The sequence below is a fragment of the Pedobacter agri genome (genome assembly GCF_032678665.1).
Taxonomy (GTDB): domain Bacteria; phylum Bacteroidota; class Bacteroidia; order Sphingobacteriales; family Sphingobacteriaceae; genus Pedobacter; species Pedobacter agri_A.
The window spans coordinates 206,003-224,306 of sequence record NZ_JAVTSH010000008.1 but is presented as its reverse complement, the minus strand read 5'-3'; the positions used below and the strand labels follow the sequence as shown (position 1 = coordinate 224,306).

The 18,304-nt window shown below is 37.7% G+C and carries 14 protein-coding genes; 9 read left to right on the top strand and 5 right to left on the bottom strand.

What is annotated here, in order from left to right:
• Positions 1 to 94 precede the first annotated feature (94 nt).
• A complete protein-coding gene (locus R2Q70_RS17400; protein ID WP_316808818.1) occupies positions 95 to 1,324 on the top strand; it encodes an MFS transporter in 1,230 nt (409 codons plus the stop codon).
• Here R2Q70_RS17400 and R2Q70_RS17395 read toward each other — a convergent pair.
• Positions 1,321 to 2,337, bottom strand: coding sequence for a LacI family DNA-binding transcriptional regulator (locus tag R2Q70_RS17395; RefSeq protein ID WP_316808817.1), 1,017 nt, complete (start codon positions 2,335 to 2,337; stop codon positions 1,321 to 1,323). The two genes, R2Q70_RS17400 and R2Q70_RS17395, sit on opposite strands and share 4 nt — an antisense overlap.
• A gap of 340 nt (positions 2,338 to 2,677) precedes the next feature.
• On the opposite strand from R2Q70_RS17395, the gene R2Q70_RS17390 reads away from it, so the two are divergent.
• From R2Q70_RS17390 to R2Q70_RS17370, 5 genes are all read left to right on the top strand, one after another.
• Complete coding sequence (locus R2Q70_RS17390) at positions 2,678 to 4,507, top strand: glycoside hydrolase family 2 protein (protein WP_316808816.1); 1,830 nt, start codon at positions 2,678 to 2,680, stop codon at positions 4,505 to 4,507.
• Between the two features lie 177 nt (positions 4,508 to 4,684).
• Positions 4,685 to 6,163 (top strand): glycoside hydrolase family 30 protein, encoded by a 1,479-nt coding sequence (locus tag R2Q70_RS17385; RefSeq protein WP_316808815.1) that lies wholly within the window; start codon positions 4,685 to 4,687, stop codon positions 6,161 to 6,163.
• A gap of 21 nt (positions 6,164 to 6,184) precedes the next feature.
• Positions 6,185 to 7,009 (top strand): SDR family oxidoreductase, encoded by an 825-nt coding sequence (locus R2Q70_RS17380; RefSeq protein WP_316808814.1) that lies wholly within the window; start codon positions 6,185 to 6,187, stop codon positions 7,007 to 7,009.
• Between the two features lie 26 nt (positions 7,010 to 7,035).
• A complete protein-coding gene (gene uxuA, locus R2Q70_RS17375) occupies positions 7,036 to 8,205 on the top strand; it encodes a mannonate dehydratase (protein ID WP_316808813.1) in 1,170 nt (389 codons plus the stop codon).
• Positions 8,206 to 8,286: 81 nt separating this feature from the next.
• Positions 8,287 to 8,523 (top strand): hypothetical protein, encoded by a 237-nt coding sequence (locus R2Q70_RS17370; RefSeq protein WP_316808812.1) that lies wholly within the window; start codon positions 8,287 to 8,289, stop codon positions 8,521 to 8,523.
• On the opposite strand, the gene R2Q70_RS17365 is transcribed toward R2Q70_RS17370, so the two are convergent.
• A complete protein-coding gene (locus tag R2Q70_RS17365) occupies positions 8,524 to 9,684 on the bottom strand; it encodes a DUF4185 domain-containing protein (protein ID WP_316808811.1) in 1,161 nt (386 codons plus the stop codon).
• A gap of 173 nt (positions 9,685 to 9,857) precedes the next feature.
• Between R2Q70_RS17365 and R2Q70_RS17360 the strand changes: the two genes are divergently transcribed.
• Positions 9,858 to 10,943: a metallophosphoesterase gene (locus R2Q70_RS17360; RefSeq protein ID WP_316808810.1), complete on the top strand. Its 1,086-nt coding sequence runs from the start codon at positions 9,858 to 9,860 to the stop codon at positions 10,941 to 10,943.
• Here the strand turns inward: R2Q70_RS17360 and R2Q70_RS17355 are convergent, their stop codons facing one another.
• Positions 10,944 to 12,086: a HAMP domain-containing sensor histidine kinase gene (locus R2Q70_RS17355; RefSeq protein ID WP_316808809.1), complete on the bottom strand. Its 1,143-nt coding sequence runs from the start codon at positions 12,084 to 12,086 to the stop codon at positions 10,944 to 10,946. It abuts the gene before it with no gap.
• A gap of 157 nt (positions 12,087 to 12,243) precedes the next feature.
• On the opposite strand from R2Q70_RS17355, the gene R2Q70_RS17350 reads away from it, so the two are divergent.
• Positions 12,244 to 13,716, top strand: coding sequence for a glycoside hydrolase family 130 protein (locus tag R2Q70_RS17350; protein WP_316808808.1), 1,473 nt, complete (start codon positions 12,244 to 12,246; stop codon positions 13,714 to 13,716).
• An 81-nt stretch (positions 13,717 to 13,797) separates the two neighbouring features.
• Here the strand turns inward: R2Q70_RS17350 and R2Q70_RS17345 are convergent, their stop codons facing one another.
• Positions 13,798 to 16,068 (bottom strand): glycosyltransferase, encoded by a 2,271-nt coding sequence (locus R2Q70_RS17345; protein ID WP_316808807.1) that lies wholly within the window; start codon positions 16,066 to 16,068, stop codon positions 13,798 to 13,800.
• Between the two features lie 136 nt (positions 16,069 to 16,204).
• On the opposite strand from R2Q70_RS17345, the gene R2Q70_RS17340 reads away from it, so the two are divergent.
• Positions 16,205 to 16,975: a Ku protein gene (locus tag R2Q70_RS17340; RefSeq protein WP_316808806.1), complete on the top strand. Its 771-nt coding sequence runs from the start codon at positions 16,205 to 16,207 to the stop codon at positions 16,973 to 16,975.
• 135 nt (positions 16,976 to 17,110) lie between these two features.
• Here R2Q70_RS17340 and R2Q70_RS17335 read toward each other — a convergent pair whose 3' ends face one another.
• Positions 17,111 to 18,229: an alpha/beta hydrolase gene (locus R2Q70_RS17335; RefSeq protein WP_316808805.1), complete on the bottom strand. Its 1,119-nt coding sequence runs from the start codon at positions 18,227 to 18,229 to the stop codon at positions 17,111 to 17,113.
• Positions 18,230 to 18,304: the final 75 nt, after the last annotated feature.

Below are 18,304 nucleotides of genomic sequence, written 5' to 3'. Positions count from 1 at the left end.
TTTGTGATGTTTTAATGATAAAATTAGTTATTATTGGTTTTGTCAACTCAGTTGAAATTTATAATTTTGTAAAGTTACTTTACTACTTTGATATATGACAATTTTTCGTTCACTCAGACATTATAATTACAGGTTATTTTTTTCAGGTCAGGCCATTTCGTTAGTTGGTACCTGGATGCAACGTGTTGCAATTAGCTGGCTAGTTTACCGCTTAACAGGCTCAGCTTTTTTGCTTGGACTCATCACTTTCCTCAGTTTAATTCCATCATTGGTGCTGGCGCCTTATGCCGGCAGTTATGTAGACAGGCACAATAAATACAAGATATTAATCATAACACAAGTGATTTTGATGTTGCAGGCCGGTGCGTTAGCTTTGATGATTTGGTTTAAGGTTTACGATATATTTTGGATTGCTGCACTTTCTTTGGTGCAGGGTTTGGTAAATGCATTCGATGTAACGGCCAGGCAGTCGCTGATGGTTAACTTAATCGATGATAAGGAAGATTTGCCGAATGCCATTGCATTGAATTCATCTGTTTTTAATGCGGCAAGGCTAGTGGGGCCGGCATTGGCTGGTGTGATTTTGAGTACTTTGGGCGAGGATATCTGTTTTCTGATTAACTTCCTTAGTTTTATTGCTGTGCTTGGTTGTATGGTGATGATGAAATTAAAATTAACAGCCCATGTTAAATCAAAAGAAAATATCTGGATTGATCTTAAAAAAGGCTACGATTATTTGAAAGCATCTCCAGATTTGGCATCAATGATTTTAATGATGGCGGCATCGAGTCTTCTGGTGATTCCATTTACCACTTTATTGCCTGTTTTTGCGAAGGATGTTTTTAACGGAACGGCTACAACGTTTAGCTGGTTTGAAAGTGCTGCCGGTTTTGGTGCCTTTTTCGGAGCGATTTATATGGCCACCCTTAAAGTGAAACAAAATCTTCAGAAAATAGTGATGGTTTCAGGGGTGCTATTGGCTGTTTCTGTAGTGGCATTGGCTATTAGTCCGTCGCTTATCCTGGCTTTAATTTGTACCGGTTTGGCTGCACTTGGCTTAATGGCGCAAACGTCATCTATCAATACCTATTTGCAAACACATGCTGACGATTTAATGCGTGGAAGAACCTTGAGTTACTACATCATGGCTTATCAAGGAGTTTTGCCGCTTGGAAGTTTGCTTATGGGATATCTGGCACACCAGTTTGGGACACAAACCGTGGTAGCTTTTGAGGGGATAGCGGGTTTGCTCATTGTTGGCGCTTTTGTTTATAATGAAAAGCATCGTAATGAGATAAGAGGAAATGGGATTTCATTAACCTAATGAACCACCAGCTTGCAATCAACCATTACTTTTTGATAATTCTGGATTTCAATTTCATCGTTAATCAGCTGCAATAGCAGCCTCATCGCATTTTCTCCTACAGATTCAGGGTTTTCTTCAACAGATGCTATCGGAGGAAAATCCAGATAGCTGATAACAGATGTGTTTCCGAAACCGATACACTCGATTTTATCAAAGTTGGGATGTTCAATTGATTTTAAATACTTAATGGCATCAAATAATATTGGCTCCTTAAAAGCAACCAGTGCTGTGGGCGGGTTTTCTGAATTTGCAAAAAGGCTTTGAATGGCGGTAATTGTATTGTCCCGGTCGAAATCAGTGTAGGCAACCAGATCAGATGAAAATGAAACATGATTATTCTTTAAGGCATTGATGTAACCATTAAACCGGTCATGCGTAAAACTGATCATTTTCGGTCCACCTAAATACGCAATTCTTTGATGACCTCTATCAATTAAAAATTGTGTTGCCTCATAACATCCCTGAAAGGTATTTCCTAAAACTTTATGGCAGTTTAAGTTGAAACTTGGATTTCTGGTGTAATAAACAACAGGTGTGCCCATATTTTCAAACTGGTCAAAGTGTGAAAAGTTTTGAGTTTGCTTAGATATGGCTACGATCAATCCATCAACACGGCTCTTCAAAAGTCTGTTCGCAGATTGAATTTCCTTTGCCAAATCATCGTGGGTTTGACTGATGATGATATTATATCCGTTTTCTGTGGCAAATTGCTCAACCCCGTAAATGCTCCTCGTAAAAAAATGATCAAGCAGATTGGGCAGAATAACTCCTATAATCCGCGATTTTCTTTCTTTTAGATTTATAGCTGATTTATTTGGCGTAAAACGTAACTCCTTCGCCATCTCCTGAACACGTTTTTTGGTGTACTCATTTATGGTTGGATAATTATTTAGTGCTTTTGACACTGTTGAAACTGACATTTTTAGCTTTTCAGCAAGAAATTTCAGTGTTATAGGAGTATTTTGCTTCATCTTGTCCAATCGCTATTGCATAGATAAGGAAAATTTCTCAATTATTTCAAACGTTTGAAATGTCTGTACGACTCGATTTATTGCCCTCTTGCTACAGAATAAAGGATTTTTGATCTGTAGTTTTTATAGATTCGCCAGCTCAGGCAGGATGTATAATCAAGAACATACATACCGGAGTTTTAAAGTTTGAATCGGTTATGTACACGTAATGTTGTATATAAAACATTGATAATGAATTGTATCTAAATTTTGCTCAAATTTAGTCGGGCGGTGGAAACACCGTCCGTTAATTAATTGTTAGTTTTGAAAAGATCAATTAATTAACAAAACCAGATTATTTATGCTAAAATCAACCTATCGAATTATTTTAATCTGCTTATCGCTCTTCACATCAATGGGTTACGCCCAAGTTAGCACCATTCAAAATATTCAAGGTAGAAACATCCAAAGCCTGAATGGTAAATGGAATTATATTATCGATCCTTATGAAAACGGTTATTATGATTACCGGCATCAACCATTCGATCAAACTAAAACAGGAACAGGCGGCTTTTTTGATGACCGCGAGCAGAAAGATAAATCGGAACTGATTGAATATAGTTTCAATGGTTCACCACATATGAATGTGCCTGGTGACTGGAATTCACAGTCTGAAAAACTAGAGCTTTATGAAGGCACAGTTTGGTTACGTAAAAAATTTGATGCCAAGCCAGAAAAAGGGAAAAAATATTTTATCTATTTCGGTGCTGTAAATTATGAGGCTCATGTTTATCTAAACGGGAAAAAACTTGGCATACATAAGGGTGGTTTCACGCCATTTCAATTTGATGTAACCAATAAACTTAAAACTGGCGAAAATTCAGTTGTGGTAAAGGTAGATAATACCAGGAAGCCCGATGAAATTCCAACAACCAACACCGATTGGTGGAATTACGGTGGCATTACCAGAGATGTATACCTGGCAGAATTTCCTGATCATTTCATTAGTGATTACAAATTGCAGTTGGTTAAAGGCAATAATAACCTGCTTAATTTTTCTTTGAAATTAGCAGATCCAACTGCCGGTCAGGAAATTACCTTATCGATTCCGGAATTAAAGTTGGAGAAAAAATACAAAACTGATGGCGAAGGGAAAATAGATGATGAGTTTACATGGAATAACTTAAGTCTTTGGTCGCCAGAAAATCCGAAGCTTTATGAGGCAAATATCAAATCAGATAAAGAAAGCATTAATGATAAAATAGGTTTTCGTACCATCGAAGCAAAAGGCGACAGTATTTTGTTAAATAACAAATCGGTTTTTCTCCGCGGGATATCGCTTCACGACGAAAATCCATTAATCGCAGGTCGTTTACGCTCTAACGGTGATATGAGGATGATGCTGCAGTGGGCCAAAGACATGAACTGTAACTATGTTCGCCTGGCACATTATCCGCACAATGAAGAAATGATCCGTTTGGCGGATGAAATGGGCTTAATGGTTTGGGCAGAAGTACCGGTTTATTGGACCATTAACTGGACCAATCCAGCCACCTACGCAAATGCCAAGCAACAGTTAACAGATTTAATCGTTCGTGATAAAAATAGGGCAAGTGTAATCATCTGGTCTGTGGGTAATGAAACCCCTTTAAGTGATGCCCGTTTAAGTTTTATGAGCAATTTGGTAGAAACCGCACGCAGTTTGGACGATACCCGGCTAATTGCTGCTGCGCTTGAGGTGCATCGTGAAGGCAATACCATGATTTTGAATGATCCTTTAGGTGAAAAGATAGATCTGGTAAGTTTTAACGAATATGCCGGTTGGTATTTTGGTGGCGTTCCAAGTGAAATTACAAAGTATGATTTCAATATCAAATACAATAAACCTGTGGTGATTAGTGAATTTGGGGGCGATGCTTTAGCTGGATTTCACGCGGATGAAAATACCCGTTGGAGTGAAGAATACCAGGAAGCGCTGTACAAAAATCAAATTACGATGTTATCCAAAATTAAATCGCTCAAAGGAATTACGCCATGGATTTTGACAGATTTCAGATCGCCTCGCCGGCAACATCCGGTTTATCAAAATTTTTGGAACCGCAAGGGTTTAATTTCAGAAACCGGCGAAAAGAAGAAAGCCTATTTCGTTCTAAAAAATTTCTATAGGGAAATGCAGGAAAAATATAAATAAAGTTGAAATATGATTACAGATGATAGCTGCTGAATGATAAATAGTTAACTATGCTGTTTAGAAATGATACGTAATAATTATTATTTTGTGACTTTATTGAATGATTTATTCGGAAATTCGAAGTTCAAAATAAGATTTTGCGCCGCTGATTTGGCGTATAACGTAAATAAAATAATAATGAAACAAAATTTGAGCATTTTATTGATTTTGGCAACCGCACTTACTGCAACTGCACAAAACAAAAAAAACGTAAAAACAGTTGCGAAAACTGTTCAAACGTATGCTGTCGGCAATAAGAAAGTGATAGTTTACATTACTGCCGAAAAATCTGATTATCGATTGAGCAAAACAGAAACTTTGAATTTTGTTGAAAATAGGCAGCCTTTCGAAACCGAGCCAACCATCTTTGTTGATCCTACGATAAAATATCAAACATTAGTAGGTATTGGCGGTGCGTTAACCGATGCTTCTGCAGAAACTTTCGCCAAGCTTTCAAAAAAAAATCAACAGGAATTATTATCCGCTTATTACAATAAAGATAAGGGAATTGGTTATACGCTTGCCCGTACCAACATTGCAAGTTGCGATTTCTCAAGCGGAAGCTATACTTACGTTCAGGATAATGATAAAGATTTGAAAACCTTTAGTGTAGCACATGATGAGCAATTTAAAATTCCATTAATTAAACAAGCAACCGCTGCAGCTGGCGGTAAGCTTACGCTATATGTAAGTCCTTGGTCGCCACCAGCCTGGATGAAAGATAATAACAGCTTAATTAAAGGCGGACATTTATTACCTGAATATCGTCAAAGCTGGGCAAATCACTATGTTAAGTTCATTAAAACTTACGAAGCCATGGGCATGCCAATCTGGGGTTTGTCAGTTCAGAATGAACCGATGGCAAAACAGGTTTGGGAATCATGTGTGTACACGGCAGAGGAGGAACGCGATTTTATTAAAAACTTCTTAGGCCCAACGCTTCACAAATCAGGTTTAGCATCTAAAAAATTAATCGCATGGGATCACAACCGTGACCAGATCTTTCAGAGAGCAAGTACCATTTTAAACGATAAAGAAGCTGCAAAATATGTTTGGGGCATCGGTTTTCACTGGTACGAAACATGGACGGGCAGCGGAATGCAATTCGGAAATGTTCGCCAAACACATGAAGCCTATCCTGAAAAGGCCTTAATTTTTACTGAAGGATGTAAAGAAAAGTATGATGTTAAAAAGCTGGATGACTGGACATTGGGTGAGCGTTATGGATATTCAATGATAAATGATTTTAATGCGGGTACTGCAGCCTGGACAGATTGGAACATCCTCTTAGATGAAAATGGTGGACCAAATCATGTAGGTAACTTCTGTTTTGCACCCGTACATGCTGATGTTAAAAATGACAAGTTAATATATACCAATGCCTACTACTATATGGGGCATTTCTCAAAATTCATTCGTCCGGGTGCCAAGAGAATTGGTACAGCCTCTAGCCGCGATGTATTACAATCGACAGCTTTTTTAAATGCTGATGGTAAGTTGGTCGTTGTGGTAATGAATCAAACAGATGAAAAATTAAAGTATAGTTTATGGATTAAAGGGCAGGCTGCAACAACAACGAGCTTACCGCACTCCATTGCCACCTTAGTGGTGGATTAACCAAATAGAAAATCTAAACAAATGATAAAAAATGTCGAGAGCCTGTTTTCTCTAAAGGATAAAGTTGTGGTTGTAACCGGCGCAACTGGTGTTTTAGGAGAAGCATTTATTACCGGACTTACTGCCGCCCAGGCATCAATTGTAATTATTGGCAGAAATGAAGATGCAGCAAAACTTAGGGCTGAAACCGTGGCCCAGGCTGGTGGAAAAGCAATTTACATCATCGCCGATGTGCTAAACGAGCAAGATTTAATTGCTGCGAATGAGGAAATTATTAAAACCTTTGGCCGGATTGATGCACTGGTGAACGGTGCTGGTGGTAACATTGCCGAAGCCGTGGTTCAACCTACCAGTGGTATTTTCGACCTTAACATTTCTGCACTTAAACAAGCTTTCGATTTAAATCTTTTTGGAACATTGGTGCCTACGCAAATTTTCGGTAAAGAAATCGCTAAAAATGGCGGAAGCATTGTAAACATATCATCAGTTTCGGCTACCCAGGCAGTAACCCGGGTTTTAGGTTATTCTTTGGCTAAATCATCTATTGACAGTTATACCAAGTGGATGGCGGTTGAATTGGCCAACCGTTATGGCGATAAAGTAAGAATGAATGCAATTGTGCCTGGCTTTTTTATCACTAATCAGAACAGAGCTTTGCTTACCAATCAAGATGGTTCTTTAACCTCAAGAGGAGAGGCCATCATATCTAAAACACCGTTTAAAAGATTCGGTGATCCGGAGGAATTAATTGGCGCCTTAATTTACTTATTAAGCGATGCCTCAAAATTTGTAAATGGCGAAAACATTACCGTTGATGGCGGCTTCTGTGCTTTTTCCGGAGTTTAAAAATCAAAAAATCTGAATAACCACATATGAACTACAAAAAATTAGAGCAAACCTGGCGTTGGTATGGACCTATAGATCCGGTAAGCTTACAAGATGTTAAACAGGCTGGGGCAACAGGCATTGTAACTGCGCTTCACCACATTCCACATGGTGAAATTTGGCCTTTGGAAGATATTCAAGAACGAAAAGCCATTATTGAAGCTGCAGGTTTAACCTGGTCTGTGGTAGAGAGTGTGCCCGTTCATGAAGCCATTAAAACCCGCAGGGCGGATGCAGAACATTACCTGGAAAACTACAGAACCTCACTGCGTAACCTTGCTCAATGTGGCCTGAAAACGGTTTGTTACAACTTTATGCCAGTGTTAGATTGGACACGTACGCAGTTGGATCTGGAAATGACGGATGGGTCAAAGGCCTTATATTTCAATTGGATTGATTTAGCGATTTTTGATCTTCATATTTTAAAGAGAGAAAACGCAGAGGCAGATTATGCCGAATCTATTTTAAAAAGGGCAAATGAAAAATTTGCTACCCTTACTGAAGCCGAGTTGGCAGATTTGCGGGTAAACGTACTCATGGGTATTCCTAACGAAAAAGAAATTGAACTCGAAACGTTGAGAACAAGTATTAATGAATACGCCGCTATCGGAACGCAGGGTTTAAAAGAAAACTTAAAATATTTCCTTTCTTCAATTGCTGATGTATGTACCGAAGAAGGGATTAAAATGACCATTCATCCGGATGATCCGCCTTATCCTATTTTAGGTTTACCACGAATTGCAAGCACATTGGAAGATTTTGAGTACATCATTAAAGAGGTAGATAAACCATTCAATGGCGTTTGTTTCTGTACCGGATCTTTAGGAGCAGGAATGAAAAATGATGCTTTAGAAATATTTAACGCGGTGAAAGAGCGTGTTTATTTCGCACATTTACGCAACGTAACGAAAGATGAGGACGGAAGTTTTTATGAAGCTGATCATTTAGGCGGCGACGTAAATATGTACGAAATTATGAAAGCCTTGTCTGATGAAAATGCCAAACGCGATCAGGCAATTCCTTTCCGCCCGGATCATGGTCACCAAATGCTGGATGATTTGGCGAAACAAACCAATCCAGGTTATTCGGCAATAGGCCGATTACGTGGTCTGGCTGAGTTACGCGGCTTAGAAGTTGGAGTAACTGGAAATTACTAATTATATCAAACAAAACCTGTTCATCGAGCAGGTTTTGTCTTTTAGTTTAAGTTATGGCTTGAAATTTGATCATTCTATAATATGGATAACAAATCAACTCCCGGAAAACAAATTCTAAAACCTTCAGTAATTCATGATGATTTACCTGAAGTGAAGAAGCCCGAACATTTGCGGACGACTGTACCTGATCATGATGATTCGTTACCTGAAAATCCAGAAAGAAATTACCATCACGATGAGCTATTCAAATCATCCACATCCAGCCATGATGAAATCAAACATGCAGATGATGATGTGTGGAATGGGGAAGATGCATAATTATCTTAAGCCAATATCAGCTTTCATCAAATAAACATTATATGGTTCCCATTGCGACATGGTAAAGTATAATTGATCTTCACTGTTTCTCAGTGGATAAATATATGGACAGTATAAACCTTTAAATTGGTTCACATCTGCAAGTATTTTCAAATCACTCCATTTCCCGTTAATTTCTTTTGCATCGCGATAGGCCAGTGCATGAAACTTGCTTTTTGCTAATGGATTGTAAGCGGAATCGTAACTGTAAGCAATTATCCATTTCTTATATTTCTGATGGAAAATCAGTGATGCTTCCCCAATCGGTCCAGGAATAACAACCGTTGCCTTGCTTTCATCTCCTTTCACCCATTTATTGGTATTGTCGTTCCAATATTCATAATGGCTAAGATTTAGCATATCCTTTTCTTTGATTCTGGCAAGATAACCGGGCCCACCACGGCCAGATAAACTCCCGATCATGAAAACATAGCCGTCTTTTTTGGCATAACAAACTTGCGAAAATTTACTGTCACCTTTAAAATTTACCTCATTTTTTCTGGTCCAGGTTTTCCCATCATCATTAGAAGCATACAAGGATGAAAAATTGGTTAACCATCTGCCATTTCCGCCAGCCCAATCATAAATGTTCATGTAGTGCACATAATCAGTATTCTTAACTCTGATTGCAGCGGTAGGGATGGAGGTATTGTATTTTTGAGGATTGGTTTTTCCACCTGCACAAATCTCCCGGGCACTTCCGCTCTGATCAAGGGCCATCGAATCAATGGTAATTCCATCCTCGAGATGATCGTCGCTAGAAAATGCCAGAACATTCGATCGCCAGTTGGCACCATTGCCACCTCCTTTGCCATCTTTCTCAGCAATAAACGCTCTGCCATGGGTATCACCGAAAAAAATCCCAACTTTCGATCCTTTCATTTGCCAGAAAATACCCAAATCGGTTCCACCAACATCATAGGCCTTTGCGGTATTGTTCGGGCTGGGCAAATTTTCATCCTTTAGAGGTGTTCCCGTTAAACGAGCCACTTTTGTTACATTTGATAATTGTATGCCTTTTAATTGAGGTGTTTGTGCCAGACCAATAGAACTGAAACCTAAACATATTCCTATAAACAAGGTAAAAGGTTTTAGTAAATTAACTGATTGATTGTTTTTCATTTTAATTTATACTTGGTTAGTTTTCTAAAGTAGAAATATTTGAGGGAACAGAAACTTATATCAAGTAAATGTTACTTACTTGTGCTGTGGAGATAAAGGCGGGATCTCACCAATTATTTAAATGAAACGTTTGCTGATATTTTTTGTTATTTTACTCACATCATTGCAATTGAATGCGGAAACTTCTTCAAAAATTATTAGGTAAGTGGGTGATCAGGCTATCGAACAAATTTGGCTCAAGACCTAATCAAAAACGCATTCACGATGCTTTGACTAAGCTGTACGGTACAATTTCGAATTCGCCCGGTAAACGAGGTATTGTTTTCGAATTTAAAGAGGCTGATAAATTTATCATTTTTTCCGATCAGCATAAGAGAGGAAGAGATTACGCCGATGATTTTTCGCTTGCGGAACAAAATTATTTAGCTGCGCTGAATCATTATCGGAAAAATAATTTCCATTACATCAATTTGGGAGATAGTGAAGAACTGTGGGAAAACCTAATGGAGACGGTCATCAAGCATAATCAGGCAACGTTTGATGCAGAAAGAACTTTTATAGAAGCCGGCGCCTTCACAAAAATTTTCGGTAACCATGATTTGTATTGGGACAATGACCCGCTGGCCGGTTTCAACTTGAACCGGATTTATGGTCAAAAGGTTCCAATTTATGAGGGCGCTATTCTAAAAACTACCATTGATGATAAAACTTTAAATATTTTTCTTACTCACGGCCATCAGGGAGATTTACAAAGTGATGGGAATTGGTTCAGTAAGTGGTTTGTGAGTACCATCTGGGCGCCACTACAATCATTTTTGCGTATTAACCCAAATACACCTGCTTACGATAGCCAGCTAAAAACGGAGCATAATAGTATGATGTATAGCTGGCAAGCTGAGCAAACAAATACTTCTTTGATTACAGGGCATACCCATCAGCCGGTTTTTGCTTCTTTAACCCATTTAGAAAGAATTTATTTGAAGCTGAATAAAGCAACCCTTGCGCAAAATAAGGAAGAGATCGATCTGCTAAACCAAGAGCTAAAAAAACGAATCAAGCGGGGTGATGAAGCACCAGAATTTAAGCAATATCAACCCGGATATTTTAATAGTGGCTGCTGCTGTTTTAGCGATGGCGATATCACTGGAATTGAAATTGAAAATGGTGTAATAAGGTTAATAAAATGGTCATTTCTAAAAACTGGTTCCCCTGAAAGAATTTTATTGGAGGAAATGAAATTGGCCGAATTGCTGGACTAATTACTTGATAGGCAGCTGTACATAAAATGTTGTACCCATGTTTTTTCCTTCGCTTTCTGCCCAAAGTTTACCTTTATGCATATCGACAAACATCTTGACGAGGGTTAGCCCTAAACCATTTGAATTTTCATTTTGTGTAGGCTGGGCACTTAAGGTAGCAAACTTTATAAATAACAATTCCAAGTCTTCTGGAGTTAAGCCAACACCTTGATCCTTTACCGCGATGGTAATCCGGTTATCTTCCATTTGATGAGAAAACGAAATCTTCTTTTCAGGTTCAGAAAATTTAATAGCGTTATGTATTACATGGTAAAATAGTTCAGTGAGCTTATCAGTATCACCAAAAATTTCAAGCCCGCTTTCCATTTCAAAAATAAAGGTTTGATTTTTTTTCTTCGCGAAAGATTCAAGATGTTGAGAAGCCAGCTTCAAAATTTGGCTTAAATCTACTTTTTCCTTTTTGGGCTTGAATGATCCGCTTACCTTTTTTGCAGCGCTTAAAATTTCATTCAGGCTCTCAACCATTCTTTTAGCCTGCAGATTAATTTTTGAAGTAATTAGCTTCGCTTTTTCGTCGATGTTTGGCATTCTGCTTACCAATTCCGACTGAAGAGATATGGTAGTCATCGGATTTTTTAAATCATGGATCAGTACATGAAGACGGTCATCCTGTGCGGTTAAAGTTTTTCTAATAGCAATGCGGGTTTCAAGCTTATCAATAACCAGTTCTGCCAATTGCATCAGCATTTTTTTCTGTTTTTCTGATGGATTTTTAGCTTCATCCCCGAATACATAAATTGCCCCGATGTTAAAACCTTCTGGAGATTTTATAGGTGCCGCTACTAAAGAATCGATAGTCTGGTTGTTAGGATCATGGTCGATGATTAAAACATCATCTTCCAAAATAGCCTGTGCTATTAAACTGTCATTTCGTTGTGTTTCAATCGCTTCGCCAACCCGCGACTTCACAAAAATAACTTCATCTGCAATAAAGCAAATTCCGGCATTTTTAGCGTCAAATATGTCCGCTGCTAAGGTGCTGATCAAGTCAAATGATTGTTCAGCAGGAGAATCTAAAATTTCGTAATAAAACAGTTTTCTTAATCTTAAATCGTCGTTTGCCGGAATAATATTTTTGAGCATGATCTTGTTTTATATTGATGAAGATTCGCTTTTGAACGATTCTTGTTAAAGGTAAAGAATCTCATCAAAACGATAAAAAATAGAAACAATTAAGTCGTAATTTAGTTAATATACTATTGCCTAAAACAATCGAATAAACTATCAAAAAGCTTAAATAATGAGATTATACATAGAACGAAAACCCGTAAAAGTTCATCCTGATACGAAACGGGTAATTGCCCGTTTTTTTTTCAATGGAGAAGAAAGAGCACTTGAAGTCATCAGGAAGGTTTTAGAGTTTTCGGATGAGAAAGTTTTTTCTTTAATATCGCCCATCCTTCAGGAATATTCTAAACGACACCGGAACATCACGAAGATTTTAAATCGTCACTGCAAAAAACTAAAAAAACAATTTGCGATATTAGGGACTGATCTGGAAGATCTGGATCAATACACGCGACTATTGATTGGCGCTTATTTTACGCATGAATATTCAATAGAATCAGCAGCTTTTTTTAACCCCAGCATAGTCGATGATCCTGATCAAACCGACTTAGTGGAAGGTGAAAAGCGTGTGATCATTAGTTTTAGAGCTGTAGGAGAAGGTCATATCTCATCTATCGTTTTTCGTAGAGCTTTAATCGATAAAAATAACAACATCCAGGTGTTGCCGGTAGGTGATTATGTAGATGAGGCAGAAGTGGTGAAAAATGCCATATACGTCAAAAAGCTTTTCTTAAAAAAGGCAGCTTATGCACAAATTGATCCTGCTGTTTTAGAGGAAATTGAAGCCCAGCTAGATGAAAAATTTGAATACACCAGCCTAAGTAATATTATTAAAGATTCGAAAACTTTATATAAGGATAACCCCGCGAAACTAGTTGAGTTTGATAAAGTGCTTTGGTTATCAGACACTTATCATACCATTAGTTTTTCTAAAGATACAGATATTTCTGACCGTGTTATTTTCCCGATTTCGGAATTTGAACGAAAAGGAATTGAAGATGCCCGCTTTGTAAAATTTATTAGAGATGATGGCAAGGCTGTTTACTATGCAACTTACACTGCATTCGACGGTTCATTGATTATCCCTAAGCTTGTACAAACGGAAGATTTTTATGAGTTTAAGGTGATTCCGCTTTATGGCGATGGTGCTCAAAATAAAAATTTAGCACTTTTTCCTCGTAAGATAAATGGAAAATATGTAATGATGAGTAGGATAGATGGCTGGAATAATTATATCATGTTTTCTGATAAGGTAAATGTATGGGAAAATCCGATCCTTTTAAAACAACCCAGATACGATTGGGAACTGGTTCAAATTGGAAACTGCGGATCTCCGATTGAGACGGATAAAGGTTGGCTTGTTATCACGCATGGAGTAGGGCCAATGAGAAGATATTGTATTGGCGTGGTTCTTTTAGATTTAAATGATCCAACTAAAGAAATAGGACATTTAATCGAGCCACTAATTATCCCGAATAATGATGAGCGTGAAGGTTATGTTCCGAACGTGGTATATTCCTGCGGATCAATCATCAGCAATGGAGAATTAATTATTCCCTACGGATTATCAGATTACAGTTCATCATTTGCTACCGTAAACCTTGAATTATTACTAAACAGGTTATTAGAGAATAACGACAAGTAAAGAAGATATCATCTATCTTTAGAAGCAAAAAAGGCTGATTCATTTTCATGAATCAGCCTTTTTAATTTGCGAGACAATTTGTTATGCCAATTTATCTACCTCCACCAACGGTGAAGCCAAGGTAACATATTCAGCCTCGGCAGCCTTTAACACCGCAAGGTGAGAGATGAAATATGCCAATGTACTTTCAGCACCTTGATTTCTATTCACGCTGTTGTATTGCAAACCATCGGCACAGCCATTGGTTTCGAAATCATACAACGGAATGTGTAAACTATTTTTACCTAAAAACCATTCATAACTGGTGTGCATCATATTCAGGTATTTAACTTCTTTCGTAATTTCAAAGGTTTTAGCATATAACAACACCATTGCCATCGTTTCTATAGCCTGTTGATCATAAATTGGATTTTTACCATGCTTTTTCATCCAGCCTGCATTTCCCACCGGATTTAAATACCCGTTTTCGAATGAGAAACTATTTAAAAATTCTATGCTTTCCATTGCAATTTGATATGACTCCTGGTTTCCGGTTACCTCATAATGGTGTAGCAATGCCAATGGTAAAATGGCATTATCATAAGTTAGAATGTCTTCAAACCAAAGCCAATCTCCATCTTTGTTGGCATGATATGACGCCACAAGCGATTTAGCTAGCTGGTTAATTTCAGTAATTAACAATTCGTCGCCCTGATGCACGCTCAAGAAATTGGCAATTCCGATGATGGTGTTGGCTTTTCCCCGTAAGTACTTTAAATCTTTAAAGTGGGTAACGGAATGAGAAAATAGTTCTCTTCCAAATTCACGGTAGGAGTTATTTGGTGCAACGGCAATCAAATATCCCAATGACCAAATGGTACGTCCAAATGAATCTTCCGAACCGACTTCGTCAAGGTAATTTCTGTTAAAACTCAGAAAGTTTCTAAAATTTCCATCTTCACATTGCATGTACTGAATAAAGCTCAGATAAACCGGAATCAATTTTAATGCTTTTTGATTTTTATCCTGCTCAAAGGCCATCAGCGCCATAATTAGTGCCCGGGCATTGTCATCAATACAATAACCTTCTTTTAAGTTTGGAATTCCGAAGCGGGCATGCTGAATAATTCCGGTATCATCAGTCAATAAAGAAACATGATTTAAATTTAAAGCAGGCATACCCTCTACATCAATAATTGGAGGTATCGTTCTTTCAGGTTTTTTTTCGGCAAGCAAGGCATCTTCGAGCACGTTAATGTATACGTTACCAATCGCTGGCCATCTTAAATTTAAGCCATATTGGTAAGCATTTCTTTTAAGTTGCTGATGTTTGCTTTCATCATCTAAAAGCTCATTAACAATTTGCGACAATTGTTTATCGTTTTTAAAATCGAATAATTTGCCACGATTATCAGCAAGTAACTCTTGAGCATGCCAATACGGAGTAGAAACTACTGCAGCGCCGGCTCCAACAGCATAAGATAATGTGCCACTTGTGATTTGTGCTTCATTTAAATATGGCGTTACATATATATAACAAGCAGTTAGATATTGGTGCAACTCCTCTTCAGAAACAAATTTATTTACGAAAGCGATGTTGTTTTCTACACCTAAGTCTTTGGCCAGTGCTTTTAAACTGTCACGGTATTCTTCACCATTATGTTTCACCACACCAGGGTGTGTATTGCCTAAAATGACATATAAAACTTCAGGATGTTTTTCAGCAATATTTGGGAGTGCCTTGATCATGGTTTCCAAACCCTTATTCCTGCTCATCAGTCCGAAAGTGAATAGTACTTTCCTGTTTTTGAAAAGTTCACTTTGCGCCACTTCATTGTTTAAAATAGGTTCTAAATCAGGAACGCCATGTTCAATTAATTTAATCGATGACTGTGGTATTTGGTAAATGCTGGTAAGAAATAATACTGCTTTTTTACTCATTACCACAATTTTCGAAGATTTCAGGGCAATCTCTTTAATAATGGTTTGCTGCATGAAACTAGGTTCTTTTAAAACCGTATGCAAGATGGTAATGAAAGGCTTTTTCAAGCGATTTATCAGCGACAATAAAAACACACCACTATTTCCCCCGAAAATTCCAAATTCGTGTTCTATAATTACAGTGTCGATATCGCTTTCGTTGATAAAGTTGGCGGCATCAATATAATCTTGCTGATTTTGTTGACGGATCACAAACTTGACCTCCTTCGGATATGCATGCTCATCAAGATTTTCCGATTCATTCATCGCAACAACAAAACTTTGCTGAGCATTGTAAGATGGATTTAAGCTTAAAGCGTTAACTAAATTCTGGTTGAATGTTGCTAACCCGCATTCGCGTGGAGGGTAAGTGGAAATATATGCGATCTTCATAGGTACCTAAATAGATTAATGTACTTAATTAACATTATGGATCACAAATGGTTTTGAATCGGACCATTTTCGGGTGATTATGACAAAACAATATGAATTCTGTGCTTGTTTACTATAAAATTTAAACATTATAGCTATGAGATCGATTTGGAAAGGCTCAATTGGGTTTGGTTTAGTCAACATTCCAGTTAAGTTATTCTCCGGAGTACAAACTACGCATCTGGATTTTGATATGCTTGATGAACGCGATCACGAAAAAATTCGCTACCAGCGTGTAAATGAAAAAACACATAAGGAAGTTCCCTTTGAGAAGATTGTAAAAGGTTATTTTCTAAAAGATAAATATATCATCCTTGAAAAGCATGATTTTGAAGAGGCATCGCCAGAAAAAACCAAAATTATTGAATTAGAGAATTTTGTTGATATCAAAGAAATTAATCCGATTTATTACGAAACCTCATATTATACAGAACCGGAAAAGCAAGGCAAAAAAGCTTACGCCTTACTGCTTAAAGCCTTAGAGAAATCAGGCAAAGCTGGAGTTGCCCGTTTTGTGCTGAGAAACACTGAAAATCTTTGTGTCATTCATCCGATGGATGGTGTAATCGTGATCACAAAAATCAGGTTTGAACAAGAAATCAGGAGTTTATCCGAAATTACAAAGGTAACTGATATTACGATTACCAAAAAAGAAATGGATGTGGGATTGGCTTTGATTAAACAATATAGTTCGAAATTCGATTTGAGTTCATTTAAAGATGATTATAGTGATGAACTTTTAAAGATGATCAAAGCGAAAGCTAAAGGAAAAAGAGCTACAGTTAAGAAAATGAAACCGCAAAAAGCAACCAGCGATGATTTGTATGATCAGTTGATGCAGAGTTTGGGTTCGAAAAAAGGTGCTTAGGGTGAAGAGTTGAAAGTTGAAAGTGAAAAGGAGAACGTACAAAGTAAAAAGTGAAAAGTAGAAAGTGAAAAGTAAAAAGTAAAAAATAAAAAGTATAAGGCCATGAGTTGATGTTCAACTCATGGCCTTATTATTTTATTTAAATGCGGCTTTTAATTGTTCAGCTGCGTAAGCTTGTGCAGCTTTGGCTTCAGGAACAACGATGGCCATTCCAAAAAACTCATGTGTTACACCTTCGTAATTTCTGCTGTTAACTTTTACGCCAGCATCAGAAAGTTTATTGTCCAACATGGTGCCATCATCATGTAGAGGATCGATTTCTGCTGTGATAATGGTAGTAGGAGGTAAGCCTTTTAAATTAGCATTTACCAATGAAATTTTCGGGTTTTGAGCCTCAATCATCGTGGTTAAATATTTTTCAGTAAACCAACCCATCATTGCTTTATTTAACGGCTTTGCATTGGCATAAAGTTTATATGATTCAGTATTCATATTTGCCTGTGCAATTGGGTAAACCAAAACTTCATGTACAGGGATCATTATTTTTTTGTCGCGGGCAGCTATAGATACATTTGCAGCTAAATTTCCACCAGCACTTTCGCCAACTACTGCTATTTTAGCAGGGTCACCTTTAATAGTTGCAGCATTTTTTACCACCCATTCATAAGCTGCAAATGCATCATTATGTGCAGTTGGGAATTTATTTTCAGGAGCCAATCTGTAGGCAACCGAAACGACAACTGCGTTTACCTGCTCAGCTAATCCTTGGGCAGATGCGTTGTAAACATCGAGGTTTGCAATTACAAAACCTCCGCCATGATAATACACAATTACTGGAAATGGACCGTTGCCTTCTTTCGGGGTGTAGATTCTTACATGAACCTTGCCACCCGCTACATCAATATCTTTACCGCTTGTATCTACCTTTGGCGCAGGAACCGTGATGTTGTTTTCTTTTACTAAATCCATCACAGCATCTGTAGGGGTATGATTTTTACGTGCTGCAGCGGGATCCAAGGTTTCAATGGGCTTATCGCCATAACTTGCAAGCTTTTCTATTACGGTTTGCATTTCAGGTTTGATGGTTTTTCCCCAGTCTGGGGCTGGTCCTGCGGGTTTTAAAGCCACAACTTTAGAAGTATCAGCCATAGTAGAGTCTGTTGTAGTAGCCGAATTGTCGCCACTGGTACAGGCCGTAATTGAAATTGCCACAGCAAAAACAGCCGAAGAGATTTTTAATAATCTGGTTTTCATAGGGTTAATTTTATAGTTTTTTTAAATGTTGTTTCTATAACAGTATCAGCGATATAAGAGTTTTTTTACGTTTAC